Origin of the sequence: Kordiimonas lipolytica, assembly GCF_042651265.1 — a bacterium.
In the GTDB taxonomy this organism is placed as follows: Bacteria; Pseudomonadota; Alphaproteobacteria; order Sphingomonadales; family Kordiimonadaceae; genus Kordiimonas; species Kordiimonas lipolytica.
This window is the reverse complement of record NZ_JBHSCR010000003.1, coordinates 35,924-59,243: the sequence shown is the minus strand read 5'-3', so window position 1 is coordinate 59,243 and position 23,320 is coordinate 35,924. Positions and strand designations below refer to the sequence as shown.

Below are 23,320 nucleotides of genomic sequence, written 5' to 3'. Positions count from 1 at the left end.
TGGGCCTGAGTGACGGGCCGATGTTTGGGGCGGGGGAAATCGGGAATGAGTACGACGATCGGCAGGTACACGCTTGGCGAGACTGTGGGCAAGGGTGCTTACGGCACCGTTTACCGCGCGGAAGACACGCTGCTCGATCGTTCCGTTGCCATCAAGCTTTTGAACAAGTCGGTGTCCGACGGCGCGGACCCGAAGGCGAGCCTTGTTGAAGCCAAGACGCTGGCGAAGCTCAATCACCCCAATATCGTCACGCTTTTTGAAATTTCAGAGCATGACGGCCACACCGCCATGGTGATGGAATATCTGGACGGCGAACCGCTGAAGGATTACCTGAAGCGCGCAACCCCGCCTTTTGAGGAACGCCTCGCGCTGGTGCGGCAACTGGCCGATGCGCTCAGGGCCAGCCATTCGCTTGGCATCGTGCACGCCGACATCAAACCCGGCAATATCATCATGCGGTCTGGTGAAGTTCCTGTGCTGGTGGACTTCGGCCTGGCGAAAACAGCGCCCACCGCCAATGATATGGAAACCCTGACCCGTGGGTCATTGGGGCAAAGCCTGATTTTGGGTACGCTGCCCTATATGGCGCCTGAGGTGATGAAAGGCGGAAAGCCCGATGAAGTGTCTGATATCTTTTCCTTCGGCGCGCTTCTGTATGAGGTTTTGACGGGGGAGCGGGCCTTCAAGGCGGGATCGGACGCAGAGATCGTGCATCTGATTCTTAACGAAGACCCCGCGCCGATTTCGGCCCACACGCCGGACGTGCCCACATGGTGCGCCAATTTGGTGGCGCGGATGCTTTCAAAAGAGCGCGCGGCGCGGCCCCAGACATTCGCGGATGTCCTCAAGGCCATCGACAGCGCCGACCCCGGCACCCCGATGCGGGACCGGAAAGCGGCGGATAAGGCGAAAAAGCTTGTGTCGCTCAAACGTATCGCTGCGGCCGCCATGGTTGTTATCGCGCTGGGCGCGGGCTTCTATGGCGCGCGCTTCATGGGTGACGAACCGCTGACCGTCAGCGGCCGCATCGAAGCGGGCATGGACCGGTTGAGGAATTTCGAGCAGAAAGACGCAATTGAAAAGGCCCAAGCCACCTTCCAAACCCTTCTCGCAGAAGACCCCGAAAACGCGGCTGCTACCGGCGGCTACAGCCTCGCGTTACTACTGGAGTATGCAAGCATTGAAGCCGACCCAATCAAGTTAAGAAACGGCAAGGCTTCTGCAGAACTCGCCTTAGCATTAGATGACCAATTAGCGATCAGCCACACTGCCATGGCTTGGGCTCTTGAATATGATGGAAAAGCTTTGGAAGCCGATCAAGCATACCAGAGAGCCTTATCACTTGACCCAACCAACTTTTTCGCTCTCCAAGGGTTTGGCAGACATCTGAAAAACACTAGGCGGTATGATGAAGCAATCCGTGTTCTCCTGGATGGAGTTAATCACTACCCCAAGTTTGGGCGGTTTCACATTCTGTTGGCAGATACCTACTACAAGGCAGGCAACTATGATAAAGCAAATGCAAGCGCAATGATGGGAGTTCAGTTAGCGCCCGACAACGTCTTCGCATACCGAACACTTAGCGCAGTGCTTTTCGCCAAAGGAGATAGCTTCGGTGCCATTTCGGCAGCACAAAAGGGCCTGCAAGTCCGCCCAGATCCGATGCTTTATGGCAACCTTGGTTCTTTCTATTTCGCTCTCGGTCAATACGCTCAGTCAGCCAATGCATTTGAACGCGCTATTGATGCACAAGGCAACAGCCACCACTATATCATGTGGGCAAATCTCGGCGATGCTTACAGCATGATGCCGGGAAAAGAAGAGGACAGAAAAGTCGCCTATCGACGAGCTATTCAACTCCTTTCGGCGCGACTTCAGCCTAATGAAAACCGCCCAGCAATGCTGAGCCGTGCTGGACTATATTATGCAAAGTCCGGGCAACCTAAGGAAGCGCTACAAAAGACGGAGCGAGCCCTTGAACTTGCACCAAAAAATCGGTGGGTTCTATTCCGGGCTTCTGTAGTCATGGAACAGGCAGGCGAAAGGGACAAGGCCCTCAAACTTCTGGGACAGTCGATGGACGCTGGCCATCCGTTAAGCGAAATCCAGAACGAGCCATACCTGAATGCCCTTCGTGAAGACCCGGCCTATCACAAATTACTTGCAAGCCGACCATCATAAGGCACGCATCTTGCTATTACCCCCTTTGATGGGACGGCAAGCGCCACTAGTTCTCAGTGTTTTGAGTTGGGCACCCGCCCCAATTTTGATGAGACAGTTTAACAACCGGGGAGTCTTTTTATGACCGCGAAAAAGCCAACGAACTATAAACTGAAACTGCAGTTTGATGGGGACCAGATCTCCAACGCGCTGCTCTATGAATTCGAAGACGGTGGCAAGAACGCCATGACCAAGGAAGGCCGCTATAGCGGCTGTATCCAGTTCAAGGCGGGTGACACCATTGATGTGGAAGTCACAATGACCGCCACGCCGGGGGAACTGCGGAAGGTCAGCGGCATGCAGCCGATCAGCCTTGATCTGGTGTCTGTGCCCAACGTGAATCAGGACTTCGATAGTTTCTCCCCGTTTGACCGGGACCAGGTAACCAAATGCCTTGTGGGCAGCTGGAGCGAACCACAGCATTCTACCGACCCATCAACAGGCATCAGCACCTGGGTGAGCAACTGGAGAGGGGCCCCCGTTGAAGTAGTGGCCGAAAAGGGCTTCTGGCAGCTGGCCGGTTTCCTGGGCATCGCCATTTACCAGAACACGGGCGGTGACGAAGTGCGCATCGCCCGCGTACTGAGCTTCGACCCCGAGACTACAAGCGGAGACGGAAGCGATCCGGTTTGATACCATATATTTAAGAGCAAATAAAAGCGGGCGCTGCGGTGCCCGCTTTTTTTATGCCTGCGCCTCATCCGCCCGCCCTTTTCAGACATGTTAGGCGTGTCAGACACGCTTCAGGTGGCAGCGCCCGACACGCCCCAATAGCCCCCCCTTCGTCACTCCACAAACAAAAACCGGTGCGACGGAAAACCATCGCACCGGCTCACATCCCACCGCTGACTGGGGGTCAGCAGATCTCGCTGGCAAGACCATGGGCGGGCGTGACTTCCGCAAGCTTTTCACCCAGCACCTTGTCAGCCATGCCGACGCTGAGGAAATCACCGTTCGCGTAAGCGATATCCACTTCCATGCCCTGGGCCGTCAGCACGGCTTCGTGCCAGGCTTCGGCCATATTCTCAAACGCGGCTTCGGCGGCCTCAAAATCCCGGCCTTCAAGCGCCTTCTGCATTTCGGTGCAGTGGGTGATGGCGCGTTCGATCTCCGCCGCGATCAGAAGCAGCTGTTCGCAGATGGCCTTGCGCTGCGCCAGCACATCCTGCGCATGCATCATCAGGGCCGCCATGGTGTCTGCCGTGGCCCCGGCGTGAAACACGCTTTTGGCCGCGTCGCACAGGCTGTTATGAAGCGCCTGCGCCCGCGCCGCCGACTTCTGCAGCAGTTTGCCGTCCAGCTTGATGGTCTCTTCCCCCACCTGTGCCACCACAGAAACGAACGGCACCTTCTTCCACGGCATGTCTTTCGAGATTTCCGCATGCGCCAGACGGAAGCGTTCGCCCGTGCGCACGCCATTTTCAATCAGCTGCCAGGATGAGGCGCGCAACTGCATCGCCAGATGGTTGCGCTGGCCTTCAAACGCATGAAGCTGCGCCAGGTCCACTTGGCGCGCAGTCTGGGTGCGGATTTCCGCCGCCAGCTTCTTGAGGGCTTGCACAGGCTTGGTCATTTTATCCGAATAGTCGCGGATGCTGGCCTCCAGCGTCAGCACCTTGCCGGAGCTGCTGTTGAGGCTGAAGAAAGCCGTATCTGCCTGCACCTTCAGGAAGTCGCTGGCCTGCTGGCGGGCGTCCGCCGGTGCGCTCTCGTCGCGCAGCAGCGTGAAACAGTTCCTCACCCCCACCGGGTTCTTGGAAATGATCTGCTGCTGGCGCTTCAGATAGTTCGGCACCTCCAGAAGCGGGTCCAGCACCTGATTGACAAAGGCATAAGCTGCGGCCTTGGCTTCAGTATAGCGTTTCTGGAAAGTGGCGGGCAGGCCGCGTGACGGCGACGGGGCCTCAAGTGCGGCGCTCGCGTGCAATACAACTCCCATCAGTTCCTCTTTATATTCAGCGGCAAGGTCTTGACCCAGGCCCCTTTGCATTGAAATCAGTGGTGCGTTCATTGTCTTCGTCCCCTCAAGTAGTCGCTGGTGATCTGTGCGTAACTCTGGTGATTGCAGGGGACGTGCCAATTGAAAAATCATGAATTTTCAATGAATTAGATACAGGGGCATGGGTGGGCACAAGGGCGCGTCCGTGTCGGACACGTCGGACAGGCGCGCGACAGGCGCAGCAATGCGGGAATTGATGCAATTTCGACACGAACTCCCCGAATTCCGCCATTTGTCCCTTTGGCACACTTCCTGCTGATAGGCGGGGCATAAGCACAAAAATGCCTGACAATGGGCACCTGGCCGGGCACAGGAGAGACACAATGAACATGCTGGCAAAATTCACCCTTGCGGATGAGGTGATGGAAACCCTTCTCAAGGACAGGCTGACGACAAGCGGGGAAAAGATTCTGGTGAAGCTGACCTACAGAAGCGGGGCCGAACAGGGCGAGACCGGCTATCTGGGATACCGCCCCAATTCGCGCCGCCTGTTCTGTTTCGTGCCGCACAAGGAACAGGCCACCAGCTTCCGCCGCCTTAGTTTCGACGGCGACACCGACTATCTGGAATGCGAGATAGCGGGCCAGCCGCACTATCTGGATTACCAGGCCGAAGGCGGTTCCATTTTCGCCAACCCCAACCGCTTGTGGTCTGTGGGCTGGCGGGTGGAAGACGACGCCCTTGTGGTCGCAAGCCCGGACAGCCAGCCCTTCGCCCTGTGCCCGGATTATGAGCCGGTGATGATGCCGGTTCTGTATGCGTCGCTTCGGCTGACGCCCTTCCGGGTATCGGTGGTGAAGCAGTGAGGCGCGGCGCCCCTCGATACCACTGGACGGTAAGCACGCTCAACGATAAGGTGAATGTTATTGTTCGGCGTATGATATAACCGTCAAATAAAGGTGGGGTATTTTCTTCGTGCTTTCATGGGCCGATTTTTACACAAATCTTCGCCATACCAAATTATGGCTGCCCCCTGTTGTTGCCGGTATTATATTAATACTGATCGCCCAGCACGATTACCTGACATTCCATACCGTTGCGGAACTGGGCGCCATCTTTGTGGCATTGGCGATCTGCGTGCTGTCCTGGGAAACCCAGTGGGTGGAAAGGAACCGGTTCCTGGCGCTCCTGGCTGCTGGCTATTTTTGGGTCGCCTTCCTCGATACCAACCACGCCTTCACCTTTGAAGGCATGAACCTTTATTTGACCGGCTCGGTCAATCTGTCGGTACAGTTCTGGCTGCTCGCGCGGTTTCTCGAAACCTTGATCCTGATCGTCACCCCGCACCTGATCGGCAGCAGCGTGCGCTCAAAAAGGCTCTTTTTCGGGTATGGCGCCATCGCCGCCCTTGGCACGGCGCTTATTCTTCTGGGCATCTTTCCCACCGGATATATCGACGGCCAGGGGCTGACCGCCTTCAAGGTCAACGCCGAATATATCATCATCGCGGGGCTGATTTTTGCCTCAGCCCAGCTGCATCTGGCTTCCTTCCGAATCCCGAAGGAAGAAGAGGTCCTGCTTGGCACCGCCATTTTCATGACCATCGCCGCCGAGCTTGCCTTCACGCTCTATGAGGGGCCGGACGACACGGCGAACCTCCTTGGGCATGTCTTCAAGATCTTCTCCTTCTGGCTGATCTTTCGGGCGGTTGTCATCCCGAACCTGCAGAAGCCCTATTTCCAGTTGGACCGGCAGCGTAAACGGGCGAATGAGCTTTTCGACAATGCCGAAATCTCGCTTTGGGACGAAGACCTCTCAGCCGTGCAGGCGGAACTGAAGCGCCTGCGCGAAAGTGGCGTGCGCGACCTGCGCTGCTATTTGCGCAAGAACCCGGAAAAAATCACGGAACTTGCGGGCATGGTCCGCGTGCTGCGCGTCAACAGGGCGACACTCCAGATGTTTGAAGCGGAAGACCAACGGCAGTTCATCAGCCGTGTCGACAAGGCATTCGGGCCGAACGCCATGGATGTTTTTGTGGATGAACTTGCCGCCATCTGGAAAAAGAAACCCTATTTCCGCGGCCAGGTGGACTATGTCACGGCAAAAGGCAAGGCGCTGACCTGCCTGATCTCCTTCCGAATTCCCCGCCGCGATGCAGCTTTCGCATCTGTCCCCGTCAGTATCATCGACATCACGGAAAAGCAGGCGCTGCAGCATCAGGTTGAGAACTTCTTCGACACCCCGATGCACATGAATGTCATTGCGTCTACAGTTGACGGCACCATCCTGAAAGTGAATGCGGCAGCCCAACGCATCCTGGGCTATGCGCCAAAGGAACTTGAAGGCAAGACATTCCTTGAACTGGTACATCCCGACGACATTGAGAAGACGCTGGCCGAGATGGATAGCCTCAACGAAAAAGGCGCGACGCTCAGCTTCGAGAACCGATATCGCCGCAAAACCGGCGAATACAGGCTGATCTCATGGTCCTCTGTTGCGCGCAACGAAGTCGCCTATGCCATCGCAACCGATGTCACAGAGCGCAAGCACGCAGAGGTGATCAATACTCAACTCGCGAGCATCCGGAACACCATCATGCGCTGCCAGGCCATCATGATGAAAAGCCAAGAACCCTCAGCAATGCTGCAGGATGTGGCGCGTGAGTTGGTCAGCGCGCTCGGATACCGCCTTGTGTGGTTCGCGAAGCCGCAGGACAGTGCAACCGCAAGCCCCCTTGAAATCACGACCTACGCCAGCGAAAACAACAGTATAGGGGAAAAAGACCTCACCCGCCTCGCCGCCGCGCGCACCAGCCCGGCGCAGACCGCGCTCAAGTCCGGCACCAAGGTTTTCACCAACAGCCATTCAGACGACCTATATTACCGGCAATGGCAGGAACTGGCGGGCTCGCTTGATCTTGAAAAAACTGTCTCCCTCCCGATTATGGAGGGTGGCAACCCGGTCGCGACGATGACCATTCATGCCAACCGCGATACCTTCCCGAACCCGCAGGAAATTGACCTGATGCAGGAACTGGCGACCAACATCGCGCTGGCGCTGAAGGCGGGCCGCATGACGCGAGAGATTGTGTCCGCCCACGAAGCACTCGGCAATGCAGCATTGGGCGCGATCAACGCCCTGGCCACCACGCTTGAAAAGCGCGACCCCTATACATCAGGCCACCAGGGCCGCGTGGCTCAGCTGGCGGAAGCCATCGGCCGCAAGCTGGGCTGGAATGAATTCAAACTGGAGGGCATGCGCCTTGGGGCCACTGTCCATGACATCGGCAAAATCTATGTACCGGCGGAAATATTGAACCGCCCCGGCAAGCTGACATCCGCCGAGTTCGGCATCATCAAATCCCACCCGGAGGTGGGCCACGACATCCTGAAGGACGTCGCTTTCCCTTGGCCTATCGCCGACATGGTCGTCCAGCACCATGAGCGGATCGACGGCACAGGCTACCCCAAAGGCCTCAAGGGTGATGAGATCATCCCGGAAGCCCAGGTGATCGCGGTGGCCGACGTGGTTGAGGCCATCACCGCACACCGGCCCTACCGCCCTGCCTTGGGCATCGAAGAAGGCCTGAAGGAGCTAAGGCGCGGGCGCGGCACTGCCTATGCACCAGAGGTGGTGGACGCCTGCATCGAAGTGATTGAAGAAGATCACTTCAACTGGAGCTGACGCCAAACGCCTGCCATTGCAACCTTATTCGGGAATGCGGCAAGCAGTCAGAAATTCGCGATCAAGCTCAGCCTCTAATTCCGCCAGCTGCTGACGTCCACGTTGAGCTTATGCTGGAAATAGGAATTGATCTGCGGATCCGGGCACTGGCCCGAATTATGCTCCATCACAGCATGTAGGAAACCAAAATGAAAGTTGGCCGAAAGCGCATCCGGGCTTGGCGCCGGCATCCGCAGCTTGAAGTTCTTTCGCTGGTTCGGGGCCAGTTTTGCATCCTGCCCATCATTCAGGATCAGGGTTGCTCCCTTGTATTCATTACCGAAATCATCATCCAGATGAACAGTGTCTTTGTCACCATTTACAAAAAAGCAGGTGTAGCGATCGGACTGGTTATGAACAACGAAGATCACCTCCAGCTGATCGCGCCGGATGGTCGCCCGACGTGCCGAAATGCTGCCGGGAAATTTCTCCGGGTCGCTAATCGTTCGGAGTTCATAAAACGCGCCACTGCTATCGTATTCAGCCCAACGAACGGGCAGCTCCCATTCCCAGCTGAGATCAATTCGTTTGTCCTGTGCCAATGCTGTTGAACTGGTGACCAGCAGGCCAATAACTGCGAGACCCTTAAGCAACATAACTCCCCCTATAGCTATTTTTCATAAACCATTACTGGCATTTTTACCCGAAGCTCACATTGCCTGCAAGTTTCGCCACGTGGTGTTTCAATATGGAAGGACACGCGAACGGCGCTGACATCCTGACCGTTCAGGGCCCCGGCCACCTGATCCAGCCTGATCCTTGTTTCGCCAAACCGCCAGTTCAGCTGATGACTGTTGTCGGCCTTGGGTGCATAATAGCTGTCGGCTGAAGCATACAGCCGTTTTATCAGCTTCCCACCTTCAGTCAGCAAATCGAACGTGTATCCGGCAAACTCCAGGTCACTGAAATAGGCCTCACCGCTCAGGTCGAAGCTGATGACCAGCCCTGAAAGCGTCGGCACTGCCACTGTCTGCGATATCTGTACATTCGCCTGCCCGTCACCACGGCCTGTAAACCGCAGCTTCAGGTGGTCAGCATCCCTGACAGCATCCCCCTTCCGCGAGGATGGCGTCGCAACAAGCCACCCATTCTCCCGCCCGATTTCATCAAACAGCAGATTGTTGGAGCCGCTGTCATTCCGGCCGGAAGAGCCATAGCCAAACCGTGTGGACAACATGGCATCGATATAGTCCTGGCGCAGCACTGCACCGGTGCCGTCTTCAAAGTCTATGTGCAGCAGCATCCCCGCAAGGTGATCGCCAACAACGAGACTGCTGCCACTAAGCCCCTGGAACAGTTCATCGCCGCCACTGGAGGGGCGCACGTAAATCCAGCGGTCATTGAATTCGATGATATTCATGAAGCGTCGGCGCAAGCCGCCGTCATTATTGCGGGAAAGCAATATGCCTTCTGACATTTTAGGCAGAAGTGGCGGCAGATACCGGCTGTCCGGCCAGTTTTCCGAACAGCGCGACGCCTTGCTGTCAATCATCGCCAGGCCAATGTCAGGCTCATACGTGGCCTGCAGAACTGCGGTCTGTTCCATTCGGCGCTGGTCCAAAACGCGCAACTGGGGCGCAAACCCAGCGACATGCTGAGGCGTGATCAGATAGCATTCCGCATTATAGCCACGCAAAACGCCCTGCCCCTGGCCATCACCCTCAACGGCCACAATCTGTTGCGCCTGCACCGCTATGCCGACCATGGACAACAACACAGCGAATATTAGAAAGCTAAGTCTCATCCGGCTCTGCCTGCTCCTTGATCGCTTCTGGTTTAGCCTTCGCCTCTTCTATGCGTTTGGGGCGCGGAGCCGACCGCGACGCAATTTTTGTTCGAGACCAATAAATCAGCAAACTGAGGAATATCGGCACCAATCCGGAATAGATTAAGGCAGATTTCTGGAAAAACTGGTCTTTCGAGACCCGGTCCCACAGCGTCGGTTGAATTTTATATCCGTCGGACCCCAGGCGGTCCACTTTAACCCACGCTGCATTGCCAAGGATTTGGGCAAGCATTGAACTGCCGTGACGAAATTCCAGAAAACCGATACTGGTGGCTGGATCATCTACGGCGTTCCAGAAAGAAATCACGTCGCCCGGATCTACTTCGGCCTCCACAGCGACGAAACGACCATCTGAAACGGCCTCCTCGGCCACCCCTTCAACACTTCCTTCCTGCAGAATATATTGATCCGCAGCCCCTTGAAGGTGAACGATATCTCCGACGGTCAGGACACCACCGATCGGCAGAAGCACCTTTGAGCCATCCGATTTAACGGAAAGCCTGAGCGAAAACCCATCCCTGATAAATTCAGACGTTCCTGTCTCGCCATCGCGGAAGGTTGCAATGGACGTGTCGGGTTCAGTGTTCGACGAACTCACGTCAATATAGACGAAGTCGCGCCCTGCATATTCAACCCGGACATAGGCGCCGCGCCCGATTGCCAGGGTACCGCTGAGCTGCCGAATATCGGGAGCCATTCCCCCATCCACCGAAGGATCGATTGTATATTCCTCAAGGCGCGCGTCTTTTATCGTCCATTCGGGCAAGGCTTCACCGGCAGCATCAATCGTGATTACTTCGGTTCTTGCCGTGACCGAAAAGCTGATATCCCACCCGATAGACAGGATAGCCAGTGAAATAATCACCGGTAGCGCGATCAAGACAAGCGGCAAAAGGAGCCGCTGAAATTTATTCTTTACGATGCGCTCTACATCGTCGCCAGAAAGCTCAAGCACCATACGCCCTATTCCTTCTGAATTTCTGAGGGAACATAAGGCAGACTCAAGCTGATCGGGGGCAGGAACTGTCCCCTCTTTCGTCGCAGGATCGTTGCATTTAACGGTTCCGCATGACCCAACGAAACCTGACACATACTATCAAACGCGAAATTCCTGGTTCCCTTGATGGGCACACAGTTGGTAACCGTGGGTTTCTCCCCATCAGCCCGAAGGAAAGTGGGGTACCTGCCTGAATTGACATACAGCCTGTATGCCGCAGCATCGCTTACAACTGCCCCCCAGCGGGACCAGAAATAGGACACTGCGTTCAGACAGCTATTGTCGCTGGGTGTGTAAACCCTGACGACCAATTGGCCGCCCGCATAGCCTTCCAACGAGGCCTTATGCTTGTCGCTGGTGGGCAGCTGGTACCACCCCTGCCGGTCGGTCGTGACAGAGTATTTTATGGAGGCGGTGTAGCGTCCCTCAAAAGACGTAATTTTCGCGCATACCAGGCCGTCCATTTTCGGCAAATAGGCAAACAGCATGTCGGTATCCAGAACGGAAGCCGACGTCTCCAGCATGGCTCCCGTTATGACCTCCCCGGCAACAGGAACTTCGTCGCGCAATCTTTCTGTCAGGTCCAGCACAGTCACACTTTCGGCTCGCGCACCGAAGCTTGCGACCAGTATCAACAGAAATGCTTTAAATGAATGCTGCTTCATCAAATGGTGACACGCCGTTTTCCCCGAATATCAACTCTAGGGGTAGTATCTTCCCGCATCAAGTCTATAAAGCCGTTACCGGTGTTGACCGTTCTCCCACACCTGAAGCCCAGGTACTCGCCGTGAAGCCTTACCCCCTTAACGTTTGGGCCAGTTCGTTAATCGCAACCGGTGCCTTCAGGAACGGCGTGAGGGCCATCAAGGCAGTCGCAGCGAAGTGCGACGCTTCCGCGTCAGACCAACCGCCCATGAGGACACGCCGGTTTATGTGCGCATTGATCGTAACGAAAAGCTCCGCCACATGATCCGCCCGTGCGCCAGAGACGACGAGCGGTTCGAGCCCTGCCGCCAGCACAGGCAACAGGTCTTCTGAAAACGCCTGGTCCAGAGCCGATAGATACGCCCTTTTCTCCTCCGTCGTCTTGAAGGCAGCCAACAGCCCTTCTTGCGCCCCCAAGTGAACCGACCCGTTGCGCAACAAGGCCACCAGAGGGTCTGCCTCGCCTTCGATGCTGCTGACAAGGTCTGAAACCTCTGCCTTCACCACAGCATCCAGTATGGCCGACTTGTTGGCGAAATGATGATAAAGCCCGCCGCGGGAGATACCGCAGGCGCTGCGGATATCCTCCATTTCGGTCTGGCCATAACCAAGGGTTTGGAAGAGGCTTTTTGCCTCCACCACGATGTTTGCTTTTCTGTCTTCCTTGGCGAGTCGAGTCCGCATAAGACGGTTATAACCGCCATGTGTCGGTTACTGCAAGCACAAAGCGGCGCCACCTAATACAATGAAAAATATTGCTTTTTTCAGGCATTCGGTGCTCCGCAACAAGCGGTGTGGCAAACGATTTGACATTACCGACATATGTCGGTAATGATGCGGCAAACAATAAATGGGAAGCAAAAATGCTCCCTCTACACACGACAGGAATGAGGAAACATATGTATAAAATGATGATGAACGCTGTAGCCGCGGTTCTTCTGCTATGGGCGGTAGTTCCGGCTGCGGCAATGCAGACGATGGATGACATTACCGGGGCCTGGCAGGGCGACATGCAGGTTCCTGATGGGCCGACATTCCGCATCGGGCTTGAAGTCTTCCGTAAAGCTGATGGCCAGATGGGCGCGAATGTCGCCAGCCTTGATCAAGGCGTGCGCTATATGTCTGTAAGCAGGCTGACATACCTGAACGGCAGGATCACTGTTGTCCTGGCTTCCGCAGACGTTTCAATATCTGGACTGCTTGAGGAAGACGGAAAATCCATTGCCGCTGTTTTCAATCAGGGAAATAGCCGCTTCGACCTCAGGCTGCGAAAAGTGGCGGCCCTGCAGGAAGCGCTCCGCCCCCAAACGCCCACCGCAGAAGTTGGCTATGCGTCTTCCGAGGTGCGCGTTGAAAACCAGGCCGACAATGTGTGGCTTGCTGGCACAGTGACAGTCCCAGCCAAAGCCGGACGCCATCCTGCTGTGCTGCTGATTTCTGGCTCCGGCCCCAATCAGCGCGATTCATATTTCTTTGGTCACCGCCCCTTCCTGGTGCTGGCGGACTATCTGTCCCGGCGCGGGTTCGTTGTTTTGCGCATGGATAAAAGGGGCGTGTTGAAATCTTCCGGCGATTACCAGAAGGCGGGCATTGACAATTTTCACCGGGATACGGCAGCCGCATTGGGTTTCCTGATGAACCAGCCATATGTGGCCAGGGAAAATATCCATCTCATCGGCCACAGCGAAGGCAGCATGGTTGCAGCCATGGTAGGCCGCACTTCACCGATTAAGTCCATCGTTTCGTTAGCCGGCCCCGGCTTGCCTGTGCGCGAGGTTCTGATCCAGCAAGACCAGAAAGTGGCGGCAATGAAGGGCGCGACGGAAGAGGAACTGGCTATCCTGCGCGACTTCAGCGAGCGGTTCTATGACACCGTCCTGGCGGTCAATGGTGCTGGCGCCAGGGCCACAGCCCTGCAAGCCCTGTATGAAAGCCTGTCTGCGCGAGCCGCTGAAACGGTCACCAAATGGGGCGGCAGCAAAGGCACGTTGAATGTGGGGTTTGCCTCAAACGATACATTCAGGGCTTTGTTGGAAACGAACCCGTTGGATTACTGGGCGGACGTGCGCGCCCCTGTACTGGTTCTGGGTGGCGGCAAGGATACACTGGTTCCTGCGAAACAGAACGTCATGGGCATAGCAAACGCCCTGAGGTCTCACTCTGTCGCCGTGGAGACAGCAATTTTTGCAGACGCGAACCACATGTTCCAGTCAGCAAACACAGGCCTGACAGAAGAATATGCTGCCCTGGATGAGACCATAAGGCCCGATGTGCTGTCGCGCATAGCCGAGTGGCTTTGCGAAAAGTCACCCTGCGGCGGGATGATAACGGAATAACCTTGTGGTTCTTGGCCCTATCGGACGAAAACTTTTCCCCCTGCTGCAGGATCACTCAGCAGACAGCCCCGCGATGGCTGCGGCCAGAAAGGAAAGCCTGCAACATGTGCATGGCGAGGTTCTGGAAATTGGTTTCGGCTGTGGACACAGTTTGGCGTATTACCCCGGTACCATCCGGAGCCTGACTGCGGTCGACAAAAGCGGTGAAATGCTGAAGAGGGCATCAAGGCGCATCACCGGAGCGGATATCAATGTCACGGTTTACTTTGCTGACGCGGCGCACATGCCCTTTGCGGACCAGAGTTACGACTGCGTTGTCTCCCATATGACGCTTTGTTCCCTCGCGGACATTGAGGGCGCGCTGCTGGAAGTACGGCGGGTTTTGAAGCTCGGTGGCACTTTTACGTTTCTGGAACACGGGCTGAGCCCGGAAAGCAGCATCCGCAAGTGGCAGAACAGGTGGAACCCCATTCAGAAGTTTATCAGCGACGGGTGCCACTGCAATCGAAGGATAGATGACCTGATCACCGCCGCAGGCATGCAGATTGAAACGTTGAAAACCTATCATATGGGGGATGCGCCAAGGGTGCTGGACTATATGTATCAAGGCACAGCCATTAAGGGAGCGGACACCATGGAACACCACACACAGACGGCCGAAAGGAAAGAAAAATGAGGGCATACGCAATACTTATCGCCATCGCTATGACGCACTTGGCTGGATGGAGCCCTGTTTGGGCAACCTCCGGCGATGAGGCCACGTTGAGACATTTAAAGACGGTACTTTGGCCTCAAGCCTACCGCACACAGGATACGGATCTGCTCGGCCAAATCCTTCATCCAACGTTTGAAATGATTGATAACGAGGGGCGGCGTTCTGACAGAAAAAGTGAAATTGAGTTCGTGTCAAAGCACGCTTGGACGCCAAGCAATTTCAGCTACACCATTGAGCGCCTGGAAATTTATGACGGCAAGTTTGCTGTGGTTGATGGGACAGGGGCCACCGACACCTACAAATATAAATCCAGCAACTATCTCATAAAGGAAAATGGGCACTGGAGAGCAATCGGGTCACATGTATCAGGGTACAAGGAAAAATGATGTCCTCACGTCAACGGGGCGTGGTTGCCCGAACAGCAAATAGGAAAAGCGTATGATCGGGAAAAAATTGAACGGTTCAGCCTTTGGCAGGGGGCGGTTGCGGGATATTGCCTTGCGTTATGTTTTCATGTTGTGCATCTCGGCTTACTTTGCCTCAGGTGCTGCGGTGGCGGGCGAGGAGAGCCCTGCCCCCTCATCAACTGACATCAAGGCAATTCTCGCCAGCATGGAAGGCACATGGCTTGGCACCGAACTTCTGAAAAACCCAGAGACGGGCGCATGGCGCATCGGCAACCCGATCAATCTGACCATCACGCGGGTCGGGGCGCTTTCAGACCATCATGATTACGGCGGCTTTGCTTTCACCCGGCATTATCAGGCGCCCTTCTGGGTGTTCATGATGAAGGACGAAAACGGCAAGGAAGTTGTTGGCACCAAAGAGGCGATCAACGAATTCTCTCCGCCGGACGCAAAAGGGCACTGGCGGTATGTGACCACCTATGTTTCCACGCCCCTTGAAGGCAAGGTGATGGAAAAGAAGGAAGTCGTGGAATTTTCCTTCGGCACATACCGAAAGCGCTACTTTTCAAGGCCGGTAGGGTCAACTGGCCCCTATGAACTGTATGGCGAGTTCATGGGCCGCCTGGTGGGCGGCGAATAACTCTCTGCGGTCCTTTTAAGGCTGGCCAGTCAGGCAGTGCCCCAGTAAAGCCGCATGGGGTTATCAACCAAAAGCTTATGGCGCTTTTCCTCGGTGTCCGCGATGTGGGGGATGATGTCGACCAAATGGCCGTCATCGACCATATGGGACTTGAGGTTCGGGTGCGGCCAGTCCGTGCCCCACAGAACCCTGTCCGGGAACAGGTCCACCACCTTTTTGGAGAAGGGGATCACGTCTGCGTATAGCGGCGGGCCACTTGCGAGCGTCAGCCGCTCGGGGCATGTCACTTTGCACCAGAAGTTCCCGTTATCACGCATCAGCTTCAGGAACAGCGCGAAATCAGGGCCGTCCACCGGCTTGGCTACATCCGGGCGGCCCATATGGTCCACCACCACATCGGTGGGCAGGGACGAGAAGAAATCATAATATTCTTCAAGGTCTGCGGCCTCGAAATAGATCACGATATGCCAGCCAAGGCGCTTGATGCGGTGCGCGATTTCCATGAGCGGCCCTGTGGGCGGCGTGTCCACCAGGCGTTTGACGAAATTGAACCGCACCCCGCGCACGCCTGCGGCGTGAAGCGCGCCCAGCTCCGCGTCTGTCACGTCCGGGCGCACTGTCGCCACACCACGCGCCATGCCGCCGGAATGCTCCAGCGCGTCCACAAGCGCGCGGTTGTCGGCACCGTGGCAGGTGGCCTGCACGATCACGTTGCGGGAAAACCCGAGAAAATCGCGAAGGTGCCAAAGCTGGTCCTTGGAGGCATCGCAGGGCGTATATTTGCGTTCCGGCGCGAAGGGAAACTGGTCGCCGGGGCCGAAGACATGGCAATGCGCGTCAACGGCGCCCGCCGGCGGCTGGTACGTGGGCTTGGTGGGGTTTGGGTGCCAATCCAGCCAGCCTTCGGTTTTGGTGTAGCCTGCCATGCTTATTTCCCGACAGACTTGAGGTAGGCATCCAGCCGCGGGTACACCCGGCGGGCATTGCCTTCAAACACCTTGTATTTGTCTGCGTCCGAAAGATCGAGCGCATCCACATAGCTGCGCGTGTCATCGAAATAGCGACCGGTTTGCGGGTCAATCCCCCTCACAGCACCAACCATTTCGGAACCGAAAAGAATATTGTCGATATCGATCACATCAAACAAAAGGTCGATGCCCGGCTGGTGATAAACGCATGTATCGAAATAGATGTTCTTCATCACATGGGTGTCCAGCGACGGCTTCTTCAGCATGTCCGCCAACCCACGATAGCGGCCCCAATGGTACGGCACCGCGCCGCCGCCGTGAGGGATGATGAACTTCAGCTCAGGGAAATCCTTGAACAGGTCTCCTTCCAGGAACTGCATGAAGGCGTTGGTATCTGCCGCGATATAGTATGACCCCGTGGCGTGGAAGGTGGGATTGCAGGACCCCGACACATGGATCATCGCGGGTACTTCCAGCTCCACCATCTTTTCATAGAAGGGGTACCAATAACGGTCCGTCAGTGGCGGGCTGTTCCAGTGCCCGCCGGAGGGGTCGGGGTTCAGGTTGCAGCCCACGAAACCAAGCTCGGTCACGCAGCGCTCAAGCTCCTTGATAGAATTATCCATGGTGCCGCCCGGCGTCTGCGGCAGCTGGCACACGCCGATGAAGGTATCAGGGTACAGGTCCATCACCCGTTTGATCAGGTTGTTGCACGCGACCGACCAGTCAAGGGACGTGTCGGCGTCCCCCACATGCGGTTCCATCCGCGATGCGCGCGGCGAAAAGATCGTCATATCGTGGCCGCGCTCGCGCAAAAGCCGCAACTGGTTGGCCTCGATGCCTTCGCGGATCTCATCGTCGCTCATCTCGGGCGCCGCGGGCTTCGCCAGGCTTGGGTCCTTCAACCGGGCCTTCTGCTGCTCCCGGTAATCCAGATGCGGCTGTGGGACAATGGTTTGATGGCCATGACAATCAATAATCATGAGACACCTTCTTTCTTGGATGAGATGGTTTCGAGGAGTTCGGCAAGCGCCATATCGGACGGGTCAACCTGAAGCGCTGCTGACCAGTCCTGCCGCTTCGCGATCGCGTCGCTCAGCAGCGGTTCCATGCCGGCGTCCGCCACGGTTTTGGCAACCTCGCGCATTTCTTCCGCCCGGCGTTTGCCGTGGATCAGAGCCCGCGACATCATGTAGCTGGAAAGCTGAGGCCAATCGAGGCCCGGGAACAGGTCGCCGAGCGACTTTATCACCGTGTCCTCCACGCCGTAATGATGCGCCGAGGCCAGTGCTTCTGTGACCAGGGCTTCAACGCCCTTCACGATCACGCTGCGGCACATCTTGGCCGCCGAAGCCTGGCCGTATGTGGCAGAGAAAAAGGTAATACCGGTGAAGCCAAGGCTGTGCGCCACGTCGGTGAACGCCAGCGCGTGATCGCCGCTCACCAGCATCGGTGCCTTTATGCGCTTTGGCCCGATGGGGGACATGATCGATGTCTCGACATAGCGCCCGCCTGCGTCGTTGACCGCCATGGCGGCCTCGACCTTGGTCTTGGGCGATGCGCTGTTCACATCCATGAACCAGGCGCCCTGCTTCATATACCCCACACAGCTGGCCGCGGCCTCGCCGGTCCGTTCCGCGGTTACGGCACTTATGACCAGATCAGCGTCCGCGACAGCGTCTGCAGCCGACCTGCAGCCAGTCACCGCCGGGTGGTCTGGCATGGCCTTGCTGGGTTTGCTGGCAGCATCCGGGAACTGGATATCATAGGTCGTGAGCGCCTTGTGGCCGAGCCCGACAAGGTCTTCAGCCAGTGTCTGGCCTACTTCCCCAAAACCGATCAGCGCGATCCTTGTCATGCCGCCCCTCCGAACAAGCTTGCGGGCACGAACACGTCCCCCTGCATCAGCTTCATGGCCGTGCGGATCAGCGCGGACTTGCGGGCTTCATAGCCGTCAGCAGTGGGTTCAACCACAACATCGACCGAGAAAAAGCCGGTCGGGTGCTCGATATCAAGCTGGCCGGAACCCGCTTTTGACTGATCGGCCAAGCCGTAAGCCACCGATCCTTCGATCATGGCGGCGGAGGCTACGCTGACGGCGCCCAGCACCCCGATGGCCTCATGAACCCGGTGCGGAATGAAAGTGCGGCTGTTCAGATACCCACCGGACGTGGGCACGGCCACCAACGACATTTTGGGCACAGTCTTCTGGGCCACATCGCCCAAATTCATATCCCGCCCCGCCTGCAGGCGTATGGCCTCAATCCGTTCCTTCAGGGCTGTATTGCCTTCAAGTTCCGCCGGGCTTTCATTGCCGGTCAGGCCGAAGTCTTCGGCGCGGAGCACAACAACCGGCATGCCGTTATCGACGCAGGTCACATCCACACCGTCATAGGTGTCAGTGACATTCCCGGTCGGCAAAAGCGCACCGCATGAAGACCCGGCAACATCCCTAAAATCAAGCGGAATGGGGGCCGCGGGTGTAGGCACGCCAGATATATAGCAATCGCCTTCATAGACTACCTGCCCATCGCGCGTCGGCACATAGGCCACTGCGATCGCGCCTGTGTTGGCCATTTTGATGGTGACCTTGGTCTCGCCCTCTTGCGCTGCAACAAGGCCATGTTCGATCGCCCAGGGGCCAACGCCCGCCAGCATATTCCCGCAGGTCTGGCTGTCGGACACTTCAGCCTTATCCACCACCACCTGCAGGAACAGATAGTCCACATCAATGCCGTCTTCGCTCGACGGACCAATGACGGCAACCTTGCTCGTAAGCGGGTGCGCCCCGCCAACACCATTGATCTGGCGTGGGTCCGGCGACCCCATGGCCGCCAGCAAGACCTGATCGCGCTGCGCAGAATCCGAAGGCAGCTCATCCCGGTGGATGAACAGTCCTTTCGAGGTCCCGCCCCGCATCAGTGTGGCCTTGAAGGATCGCAGCATCAGCCCTTCCAGCCTGCCTGATCAACGTAAACCAGGCCTTTTTCGGCCAGCCGCTCGCGCATGCTGTAGATATCCAGGCCCAGTTCACCCGCTGCCAGGCGTTTGCGCTTGGCTTCTTCATTGGCGATCCGGGCCTTGGCTTTTTCAAGAACAGCTTCGGCTTCATGGCGCGCGACAACGACAACGCCGTCATCATCGGCAATGACCAGATCGCCCGGGTTCACCAGTTGCCCGGCACACACCACCGGCACATTCACGCTGCCCAAAGTTTCCTTGACCGTGCCTTGTGAGAACACGCAGTTTGACCAAACGGGGAAGCCCATCTGGCGCAGGTCGCGTGTGTCGCGCACACCCGCGTCAATCACCAGGCCGCGCACGCCGCGCGCCATCAGCGACGTGGCCAACAGGTCACCAAAATAGCCAGCGTCAGACGGCGACGTTGGCGCCAGCACCAGGATATCGCCCGGCTGGCACTGCTCCACCGCCACATGGATCATCCAGTTGTCGCACGGTGGCGCGCTGATGGTCACCGCATTACCCGCGATGAAGCTGCCCGTCTGGATCGGGTTGATATTTGCGGCCAAAAGCCCCTTCCGGCCCTGCGCTTCATGCACGGTGGCGACGCCCAGGTCACTGTCCAGATACTGCTGGATGATGGCGTCTTCCACGCGTTTGATGTTCGTAACCACAACACTCATAGTCAGTCTCCTGAAGCCCCTGATCAGAAATCCCCTGTCAGAAATCTTCTGTATCGATGGTTGGCCGGATACCTTCCGGGTATCTGTGCCCTGCCACTGTTTCCTGATTGATCAATTGGTCGATCTGCTCGGCCACGGCAGCCGGAATTTGCCATTCCCACCGGGCGATGTTTTCTTTCATGTGGTTGATATTGGCCGTACCCGGGATCACATGCACATGCGACCCGCGCGACAGCACCCACGCCAGACAAAGCTGGGCTGATGTCACGCCCTGCTCTTCAGCGATCGCGTCAAAAGCCTTCGCCAGCTTGGCGTTCACCGGCCAGTTTTCCGCATTGAAGCGCGGCATGGATATCCGGATATCCTTGTCCGCAAACTTAGTTGGGTCATCAACACCGCCCGCCAGCACGCCGCGCGCAACCGGCGAATAGGCCACCAGCGCAACACCCAGCTTTTCGCAGGCCTTCAAGACACCCAGTTCCACATTCCGCGTCCAGGGGGAATATTCATTCTGAAGCGCCAGCATCGGGTGTTCTGCATGCGCCTTCGTCAGCGTGTCTACCGACACTTCACTGAGGCCATATCCGCCAATTTTCCCGGCGTCGATCGCATCCTTGAGCGCGCCAACAGACTCTTCAATCGGCACCTGGAAATCGCGCCGGTGAAGATAGTAAAGATCGATATGATCCGTCTTGAGGCTTTCAAGGCTGATATCAATCGCCTTCTTGATGCTTTCAGGTTTGCAATCGATATAGCGCTTCTTGCCGTCGATGATGATCCCCGTCTTGGACGCCAGGAAAAACTCGTCCCGCCGATGCGATACGGCCTTGCCAACCAGCTTTTCATTGCCGCCAAGGCCGTAAAGGCGGGCGGTATCAAAGTGATTGTAGCCCGCATCCAGCGCTTCATTGAGCAGGCGGATGGCCTGCTCCTCGGTTGGCGGTACACCGTAAGCATGGCTCACGTTCATGCAACCAAGGCCAACCGGATTCAGCGAATGCAAACCTATGGAACGAAACCCTGCTGTCATGACTGCAACTGCTTCTCAAGCTGGTCCAGCACCTGATAGCATGGCATGACTTTTTGAACCGATGAGTTCGGCTCACGCCCTTCACGGATCGCGGCAAAAAACTCGCGGTCCTGCAGCTCGATCCCGTTCATGGAAACATCCACTTTCGACACATCAATCGGCTTCTCATAACCGTCCACAAGGTCGTCATACCGCGCCATATAGGTGCCGTTATCGCAGATATAGCGGAAGAAGGTGCCAAGCGGCCCGTTGTTGTTGAACGACAGCGACAGCGTACAAATCTTGCCGGTTTCGGTCTTGAGCTGGATGGACATATCCATCGCGATACCAAGCTCAGGATGGTGCGGGCCTTCAATTGCGTTGGCCTGAACCACCTTTTCGCCGGTCTGATACTGGAACAGGTCAACCGTGTGCGCGGCATGGTGCCACAGCAGATGGTCGGTCCAGGAACGGGGCTCGCCCTTCGCATTCATGTTGGTGCGGCGGAAGAAATAGGTCTGCACATCCATCTGCTGGATCGAAAGCTCGCCAGCCTTGATGCGGTTATGAACCCACTGATGCGACGGGTTGAAGCGGCGCGTGTGGCCAACCATGCAGACAAGACCTGTCTCTTCAGCAAGCTTCAGCACAGCTTCGGCATCTTCACGGCTATCGGCCAGCGGGATTTCCACCTGCACATGCTTGCCCGCCTTCATGCACTGGATGGCTTGCGCCGCGTGCATCTGGGTTGGCGTGCACAGGATCGCCGCTTCCACGCCGGGAAGGTCCAGCGCTTCCTGCAGGTCTGTGGTTACAGTGGCGATACCGTGGGCATCGGCCACCTTTTGCGTGCTTCCTATCTCGCGCCCCACAAGGGCCACAACTTCCACACCATCGATATTCTTGATGCCATCCAGGTGCTTTTCACCGAAAGCACCGGCACCAGCAACAATTACCTTCATCACTCTTTCTCCAACACAATATGGCCAACGGCCGTATTTGATGCAGGCACATGATAATGCCGGTGCAGCTCGCGCACATTCTTGCCAAGCGCACCCCGCATGATCAGCCACATCACCATTTCAATACCTTCAGAGCCACTTTCCACCAGATATTCCTTATGGGCTAAATATCTGAGGCGTTCAGGGTCTGCCGTCAGGTCATCAAGGAAGGCCTGGTCGAACTCCGCATTGATCAGCCCGGCACGCGGCCCCTGCAGCTGGTGGCTCATGCCGCCCGTGCCCCAGATTTGCACATTCAGGTCTTCAGGGAAGCTTTCCACCGCGCGGGCGATCGCTTCGCCCAACACCCAACAGCGGTTACCAGTTGGTGGCGGGTAGGTCACTACATTCACCGCAAGCGGGATCACCTTCACGGGCCAGGCCTTCGGCTGATCATAGATCAGCGAAAGCGGCACTGTCAGCCCATGGTCTACATCCATCTGGTTGATGATGGTCATGTCCATCTCGTCCAGGATGCAGGACTGGGCGATATGCCATGCCAGGTCCGGGTGGCCTTCTACCTTGGGTACCGGGCGCGGGCCCCAGCCTTCGTCCGCCGGCTGGAATTCTTCCGCGCAGCCGATTGCAAAGGTGGGGATGATGTTCATGTCAAATGCGCTGGCGTGATCGTTGAACACCAGGATCACCACATCAGGCGCCTGTTCCTTCTGCCACTCACGCGTCCACCGGTAGCCGTCAAAGACCGGCTTCCAATAATCTTCTTCGGTTTTACCCAGATCAATCGCGGCACCAATCGCCGGAACATGGCTGGTTGCAATACCTGCTGTTAACTTCGCCATCAGTAACCACCTTTTTTCGATCTCAGGCCTTCTGGCGACCGGCCGCCCGCGAGCATCATCGCCTGATAGTCTTCAACTGAAACACCCGTCATCGTGCTGACCGCCTGCACAAAGCTTTTGCCGTCGCTAGAGAACAGCTTGGCCAGGAAATAGATATTGCCGCCAAGATCCAGCGCCCGGTTATAGTCGCGGTCCAGCACTGCCTGCTTCTGTTCCGCGGTCATCGGATAGTTATCCAGATAGGCTGCCTCATCCTTGCGGAAGGCTTCCCGATTTTCCTCTTTCATCAGGCTCATGCAGAACTGATTAAGCCAATACCCCTTGCGGGCGCGCGCTGCGGTAAAAACCCGGGTTCCGGGAATATCCTCCAGCTCCTCCAGGTACTCATGAATATCTGTCATTCTTTTCACCATTCATATGTCAGCAGGAA

The 23,320-nt window shown here is 56.8% G+C and carries 23 protein-coding genes; 8 read left to right on the top strand and 15 right to left on the bottom strand.

Annotated features, from left to right (window positions below; translation table 11 throughout):
• The first annotated feature begins 45 nt into the window (after positions 1-45).
• Together ACFO5Q_RS04640 and ACFO5Q_RS04635 are read left to right on the top strand one after the other, a co-directional pair.
• A complete protein-coding gene (locus tag ACFO5Q_RS04640) occupies positions 46-2,181 on the top strand; it encodes a serine/threonine-protein kinase (protein WP_068151312.1) in 2,136 nt (711 codons plus the stop codon).
• A gap of 120 nt (positions 2,182-2,301) precedes the next feature.
• Positions 2,302-2,853 (top strand): hypothetical protein, encoded by a 552-nt coding sequence (locus ACFO5Q_RS04635; protein WP_068151309.1) that lies wholly within the window; start codon positions 2,302-2,304, stop codon positions 2,851-2,853.
• 223 nt (positions 2,854-3,076) lie between these two features.
• Here ACFO5Q_RS04635 and ACFO5Q_RS04630 read toward each other — a convergent pair whose 3' ends face one another.
• Complete coding sequence (locus tag ACFO5Q_RS04630; protein ID WP_068151306.1) at positions 3,077-4,231, bottom strand: hypothetical protein; 1,155 nt, start codon at positions 4,229-4,231, stop codon at positions 3,077-3,079.
• 311 nt (positions 4,232-4,542) lie between these two features.
• Between ACFO5Q_RS04630 and ACFO5Q_RS04625 the strand changes: the two genes are divergently transcribed.
• Together ACFO5Q_RS04625 and ACFO5Q_RS04620 are read left to right on the top strand one after the other, a co-directional pair.
• Positions 4,543-5,025 (top strand): hypothetical protein, encoded by a 483-nt coding sequence (locus tag ACFO5Q_RS04625; protein WP_068151303.1) that lies wholly within the window; start codon positions 4,543-4,545, stop codon positions 5,023-5,025.
• Between the two features lie 109 nt (positions 5,026-5,134).
• On the top strand, positions 5,135-7,843 hold the full coding sequence (locus ACFO5Q_RS04620) for an MASE3 domain-containing protein (protein ID WP_068151301.1): 2,709 nt from the start codon (positions 5,135-5,137) through the stop codon (positions 7,841-7,843).
• Positions 7,844-7,917: 74 nt separating this feature from the next.
• On the opposite strand, the gene ACFO5Q_RS04615 is transcribed toward ACFO5Q_RS04620, so the two are convergent.
• The 5 genes from ACFO5Q_RS04615 to ACFO5Q_RS04595 all read right to left on the bottom strand — a co-directional run bounded on the left by ACFO5Q_RS04615 (position 7,918) and on the right by ACFO5Q_RS04595 (position 12,054).
• The gene (locus ACFO5Q_RS04615) at positions 7,918-8,478 is read right to left on the bottom strand and encodes a hypothetical protein (RefSeq protein WP_068151297.1); all 561 of its coding nucleotides are present in this window, start codon (positions 8,476-8,478) and stop codon (positions 7,918-7,920) included.
• A gap of 14 nt (positions 8,479-8,492) precedes the next feature.
• Positions 8,493-9,626, bottom strand: a complete 1,134-nt coding sequence (locus tag ACFO5Q_RS04610; protein WP_068151293.1) for a hypothetical protein — start codon at positions 9,624-9,626, stop codon at positions 8,493-8,495.
• Positions 9,616-10,626, bottom strand: a complete 1,011-nt coding sequence (locus ACFO5Q_RS04605) for a hypothetical protein (protein WP_068151290.1) — start codon at positions 10,624-10,626, stop codon at positions 9,616-9,618. The genes ACFO5Q_RS04610 and ACFO5Q_RS04605 overlap by 11 nt, the downstream gene beginning before the upstream one ends.
• A gap of 5 nt (positions 10,627-10,631) precedes the next feature.
• On the bottom strand, positions 10,632-11,300 hold the full coding sequence (locus tag ACFO5Q_RS04600; RefSeq protein WP_156432040.1) for a hypothetical protein: 669 nt from the start codon (positions 11,298-11,300) through the stop codon (positions 10,632-10,634).
• Positions 11,301-11,460: 160 nt separating this feature from the next.
• Positions 11,461-12,054: a TetR/AcrR family transcriptional regulator gene (locus tag ACFO5Q_RS04595; protein ID WP_068151283.1), complete on the bottom strand. Its 594-nt coding sequence runs from the start codon at positions 12,052-12,054 to the stop codon at positions 11,461-11,463.
• A gap of 215 nt (positions 12,055-12,269) precedes the next feature.
• Here ACFO5Q_RS04595 and ACFO5Q_RS04590 point away from each other — a divergent pair, with 215 nt between their 5' ends.
• The 4 genes from ACFO5Q_RS04590 (at position 12,270) to ACFO5Q_RS04575 (ending at position 15,468) form a co-directional block, all read left to right on the top strand.
• Positions 12,270-13,706, top strand: a complete 1,437-nt coding sequence (locus ACFO5Q_RS04590; RefSeq protein ID WP_068151280.1) for an alpha/beta hydrolase family protein — start codon at positions 12,270-12,272, stop codon at positions 13,704-13,706.
• Positions 13,707-13,779: 73 nt separating this feature from the next.
• Entirely contained in the window at positions 13,780-14,382 is a 603-nt protein-coding gene (locus ACFO5Q_RS04585) for a class I SAM-dependent methyltransferase (RefSeq protein WP_068151277.1), read from the top strand.
• The gene (locus ACFO5Q_RS04580) at positions 14,379-14,807 is read left to right on the top strand and encodes a nuclear transport factor 2 family protein (protein WP_068151275.1); all 429 of its coding nucleotides are present in this window, start codon (positions 14,379-14,381) and stop codon (positions 14,805-14,807) included. The genes ACFO5Q_RS04585 and ACFO5Q_RS04580 overlap by 4 nt, the downstream gene beginning before the upstream one ends.
• Before the next feature lie 52 nt (positions 14,808-14,859).
• On the top strand, positions 14,860-15,468 hold the full coding sequence (locus tag ACFO5Q_RS04575; RefSeq protein ID WP_068151273.1) for a hypothetical protein: 609 nt from the start codon (positions 14,860-14,862) through the stop codon (positions 15,466-15,468).
• A gap of 29 nt (positions 15,469-15,497) precedes the next feature.
• Here the strand turns inward: ACFO5Q_RS04575 and ACFO5Q_RS04570 are convergent, their stop codons facing one another.
• From ACFO5Q_RS04570 to ligA, 9 genes are read right to left on the bottom strand one after another with little or no spacing between them, the layout of a single operon-like run.
• Complete coding sequence (locus tag ACFO5Q_RS04570; protein WP_068151270.1) at positions 15,498-16,394, bottom strand: amidohydrolase family protein; 897 nt, start codon at positions 16,392-16,394, stop codon at positions 15,498-15,500.
• A 2-nt stretch (positions 16,395-16,396) separates the two neighbouring features.
• Positions 16,397-17,419: an amidohydrolase family protein gene (locus ACFO5Q_RS04565; protein ID WP_068151267.1), complete on the bottom strand. Its 1,023-nt coding sequence runs from the start codon at positions 17,417-17,419 to the stop codon at positions 16,397-16,399.
• Positions 17,416-18,294 carry an NAD(P)-dependent oxidoreductase gene (locus ACFO5Q_RS04560; protein WP_068151265.1) on the bottom strand — a complete coding sequence of 293 codons (879 nt, stop codon included), beginning with the start codon at positions 18,292-18,294 and terminating at the stop codon, positions 17,416-17,418. The genes ACFO5Q_RS04565 and ACFO5Q_RS04560 overlap by 4 nt, the downstream gene beginning before the upstream one ends.
• Positions 18,291-19,382 (bottom strand): 4-oxalomesaconate tautomerase, encoded by a 1,092-nt coding sequence (locus ACFO5Q_RS04555; protein WP_068151262.1) that lies wholly within the window; start codon positions 19,380-19,382, stop codon positions 18,291-18,293. Before ACFO5Q_RS04555 ends, ACFO5Q_RS04560 begins: the two co-directional genes overlap by 4 nt.
• Positions 19,382-20,080, bottom strand: a complete 699-nt coding sequence (locus ACFO5Q_RS04550; RefSeq protein ID WP_068151259.1) for a 4-carboxy-4-hydroxy-2-oxoadipate aldolase/oxaloacetate decarboxylase — start codon at positions 20,078-20,080, stop codon at positions 19,382-19,384. The genes ACFO5Q_RS04555 and ACFO5Q_RS04550 overlap by 1 nt, the downstream gene beginning before the upstream one ends.
• 37 nt (positions 20,081-20,117) lie before the next feature.
• The gene (locus ACFO5Q_RS04545) at positions 20,118-21,110 is read right to left on the bottom strand and encodes an aldo/keto reductase (RefSeq protein WP_068151257.1); all 993 of its coding nucleotides are present in this window, start codon (positions 21,108-21,110) and stop codon (positions 20,118-20,120) included.
• Positions 21,107-22,051 carry a Gfo/Idh/MocA family oxidoreductase gene (locus ACFO5Q_RS04540; RefSeq protein ID WP_068151253.1) on the bottom strand — a complete coding sequence of 315 codons (945 nt, stop codon included), beginning with the start codon at positions 22,049-22,051 and terminating at the stop codon, positions 21,107-21,109. Before ACFO5Q_RS04540 ends, ACFO5Q_RS04545 begins: the two co-directional genes overlap by 4 nt.
• Positions 22,051-22,890 carry a class III extradiol dioxygenase subunit beta gene (locus ACFO5Q_RS04535; protein ID WP_068151251.1) on the bottom strand — a complete coding sequence of 280 codons (840 nt, stop codon included), beginning with the start codon at positions 22,888-22,890 and terminating at the stop codon, positions 22,051-22,053. The genes ACFO5Q_RS04540 and ACFO5Q_RS04535 overlap by 1 nt, the downstream gene beginning before the upstream one ends.
• The gene (ligA, locus tag ACFO5Q_RS04530) at positions 22,890-23,291 is read right to left on the bottom strand and encodes a protocatechuate 4,5-dioxygenase subunit alpha (RefSeq protein WP_068151249.1); all 402 of its coding nucleotides are present in this window, start codon (positions 23,289-23,291) and stop codon (positions 22,890-22,892) included. The genes ACFO5Q_RS04535 and ligA overlap by 1 nt, the downstream gene beginning before the upstream one ends.
• Between the last annotated feature and the right edge of the window lie 29 nt (positions 23,292-23,320).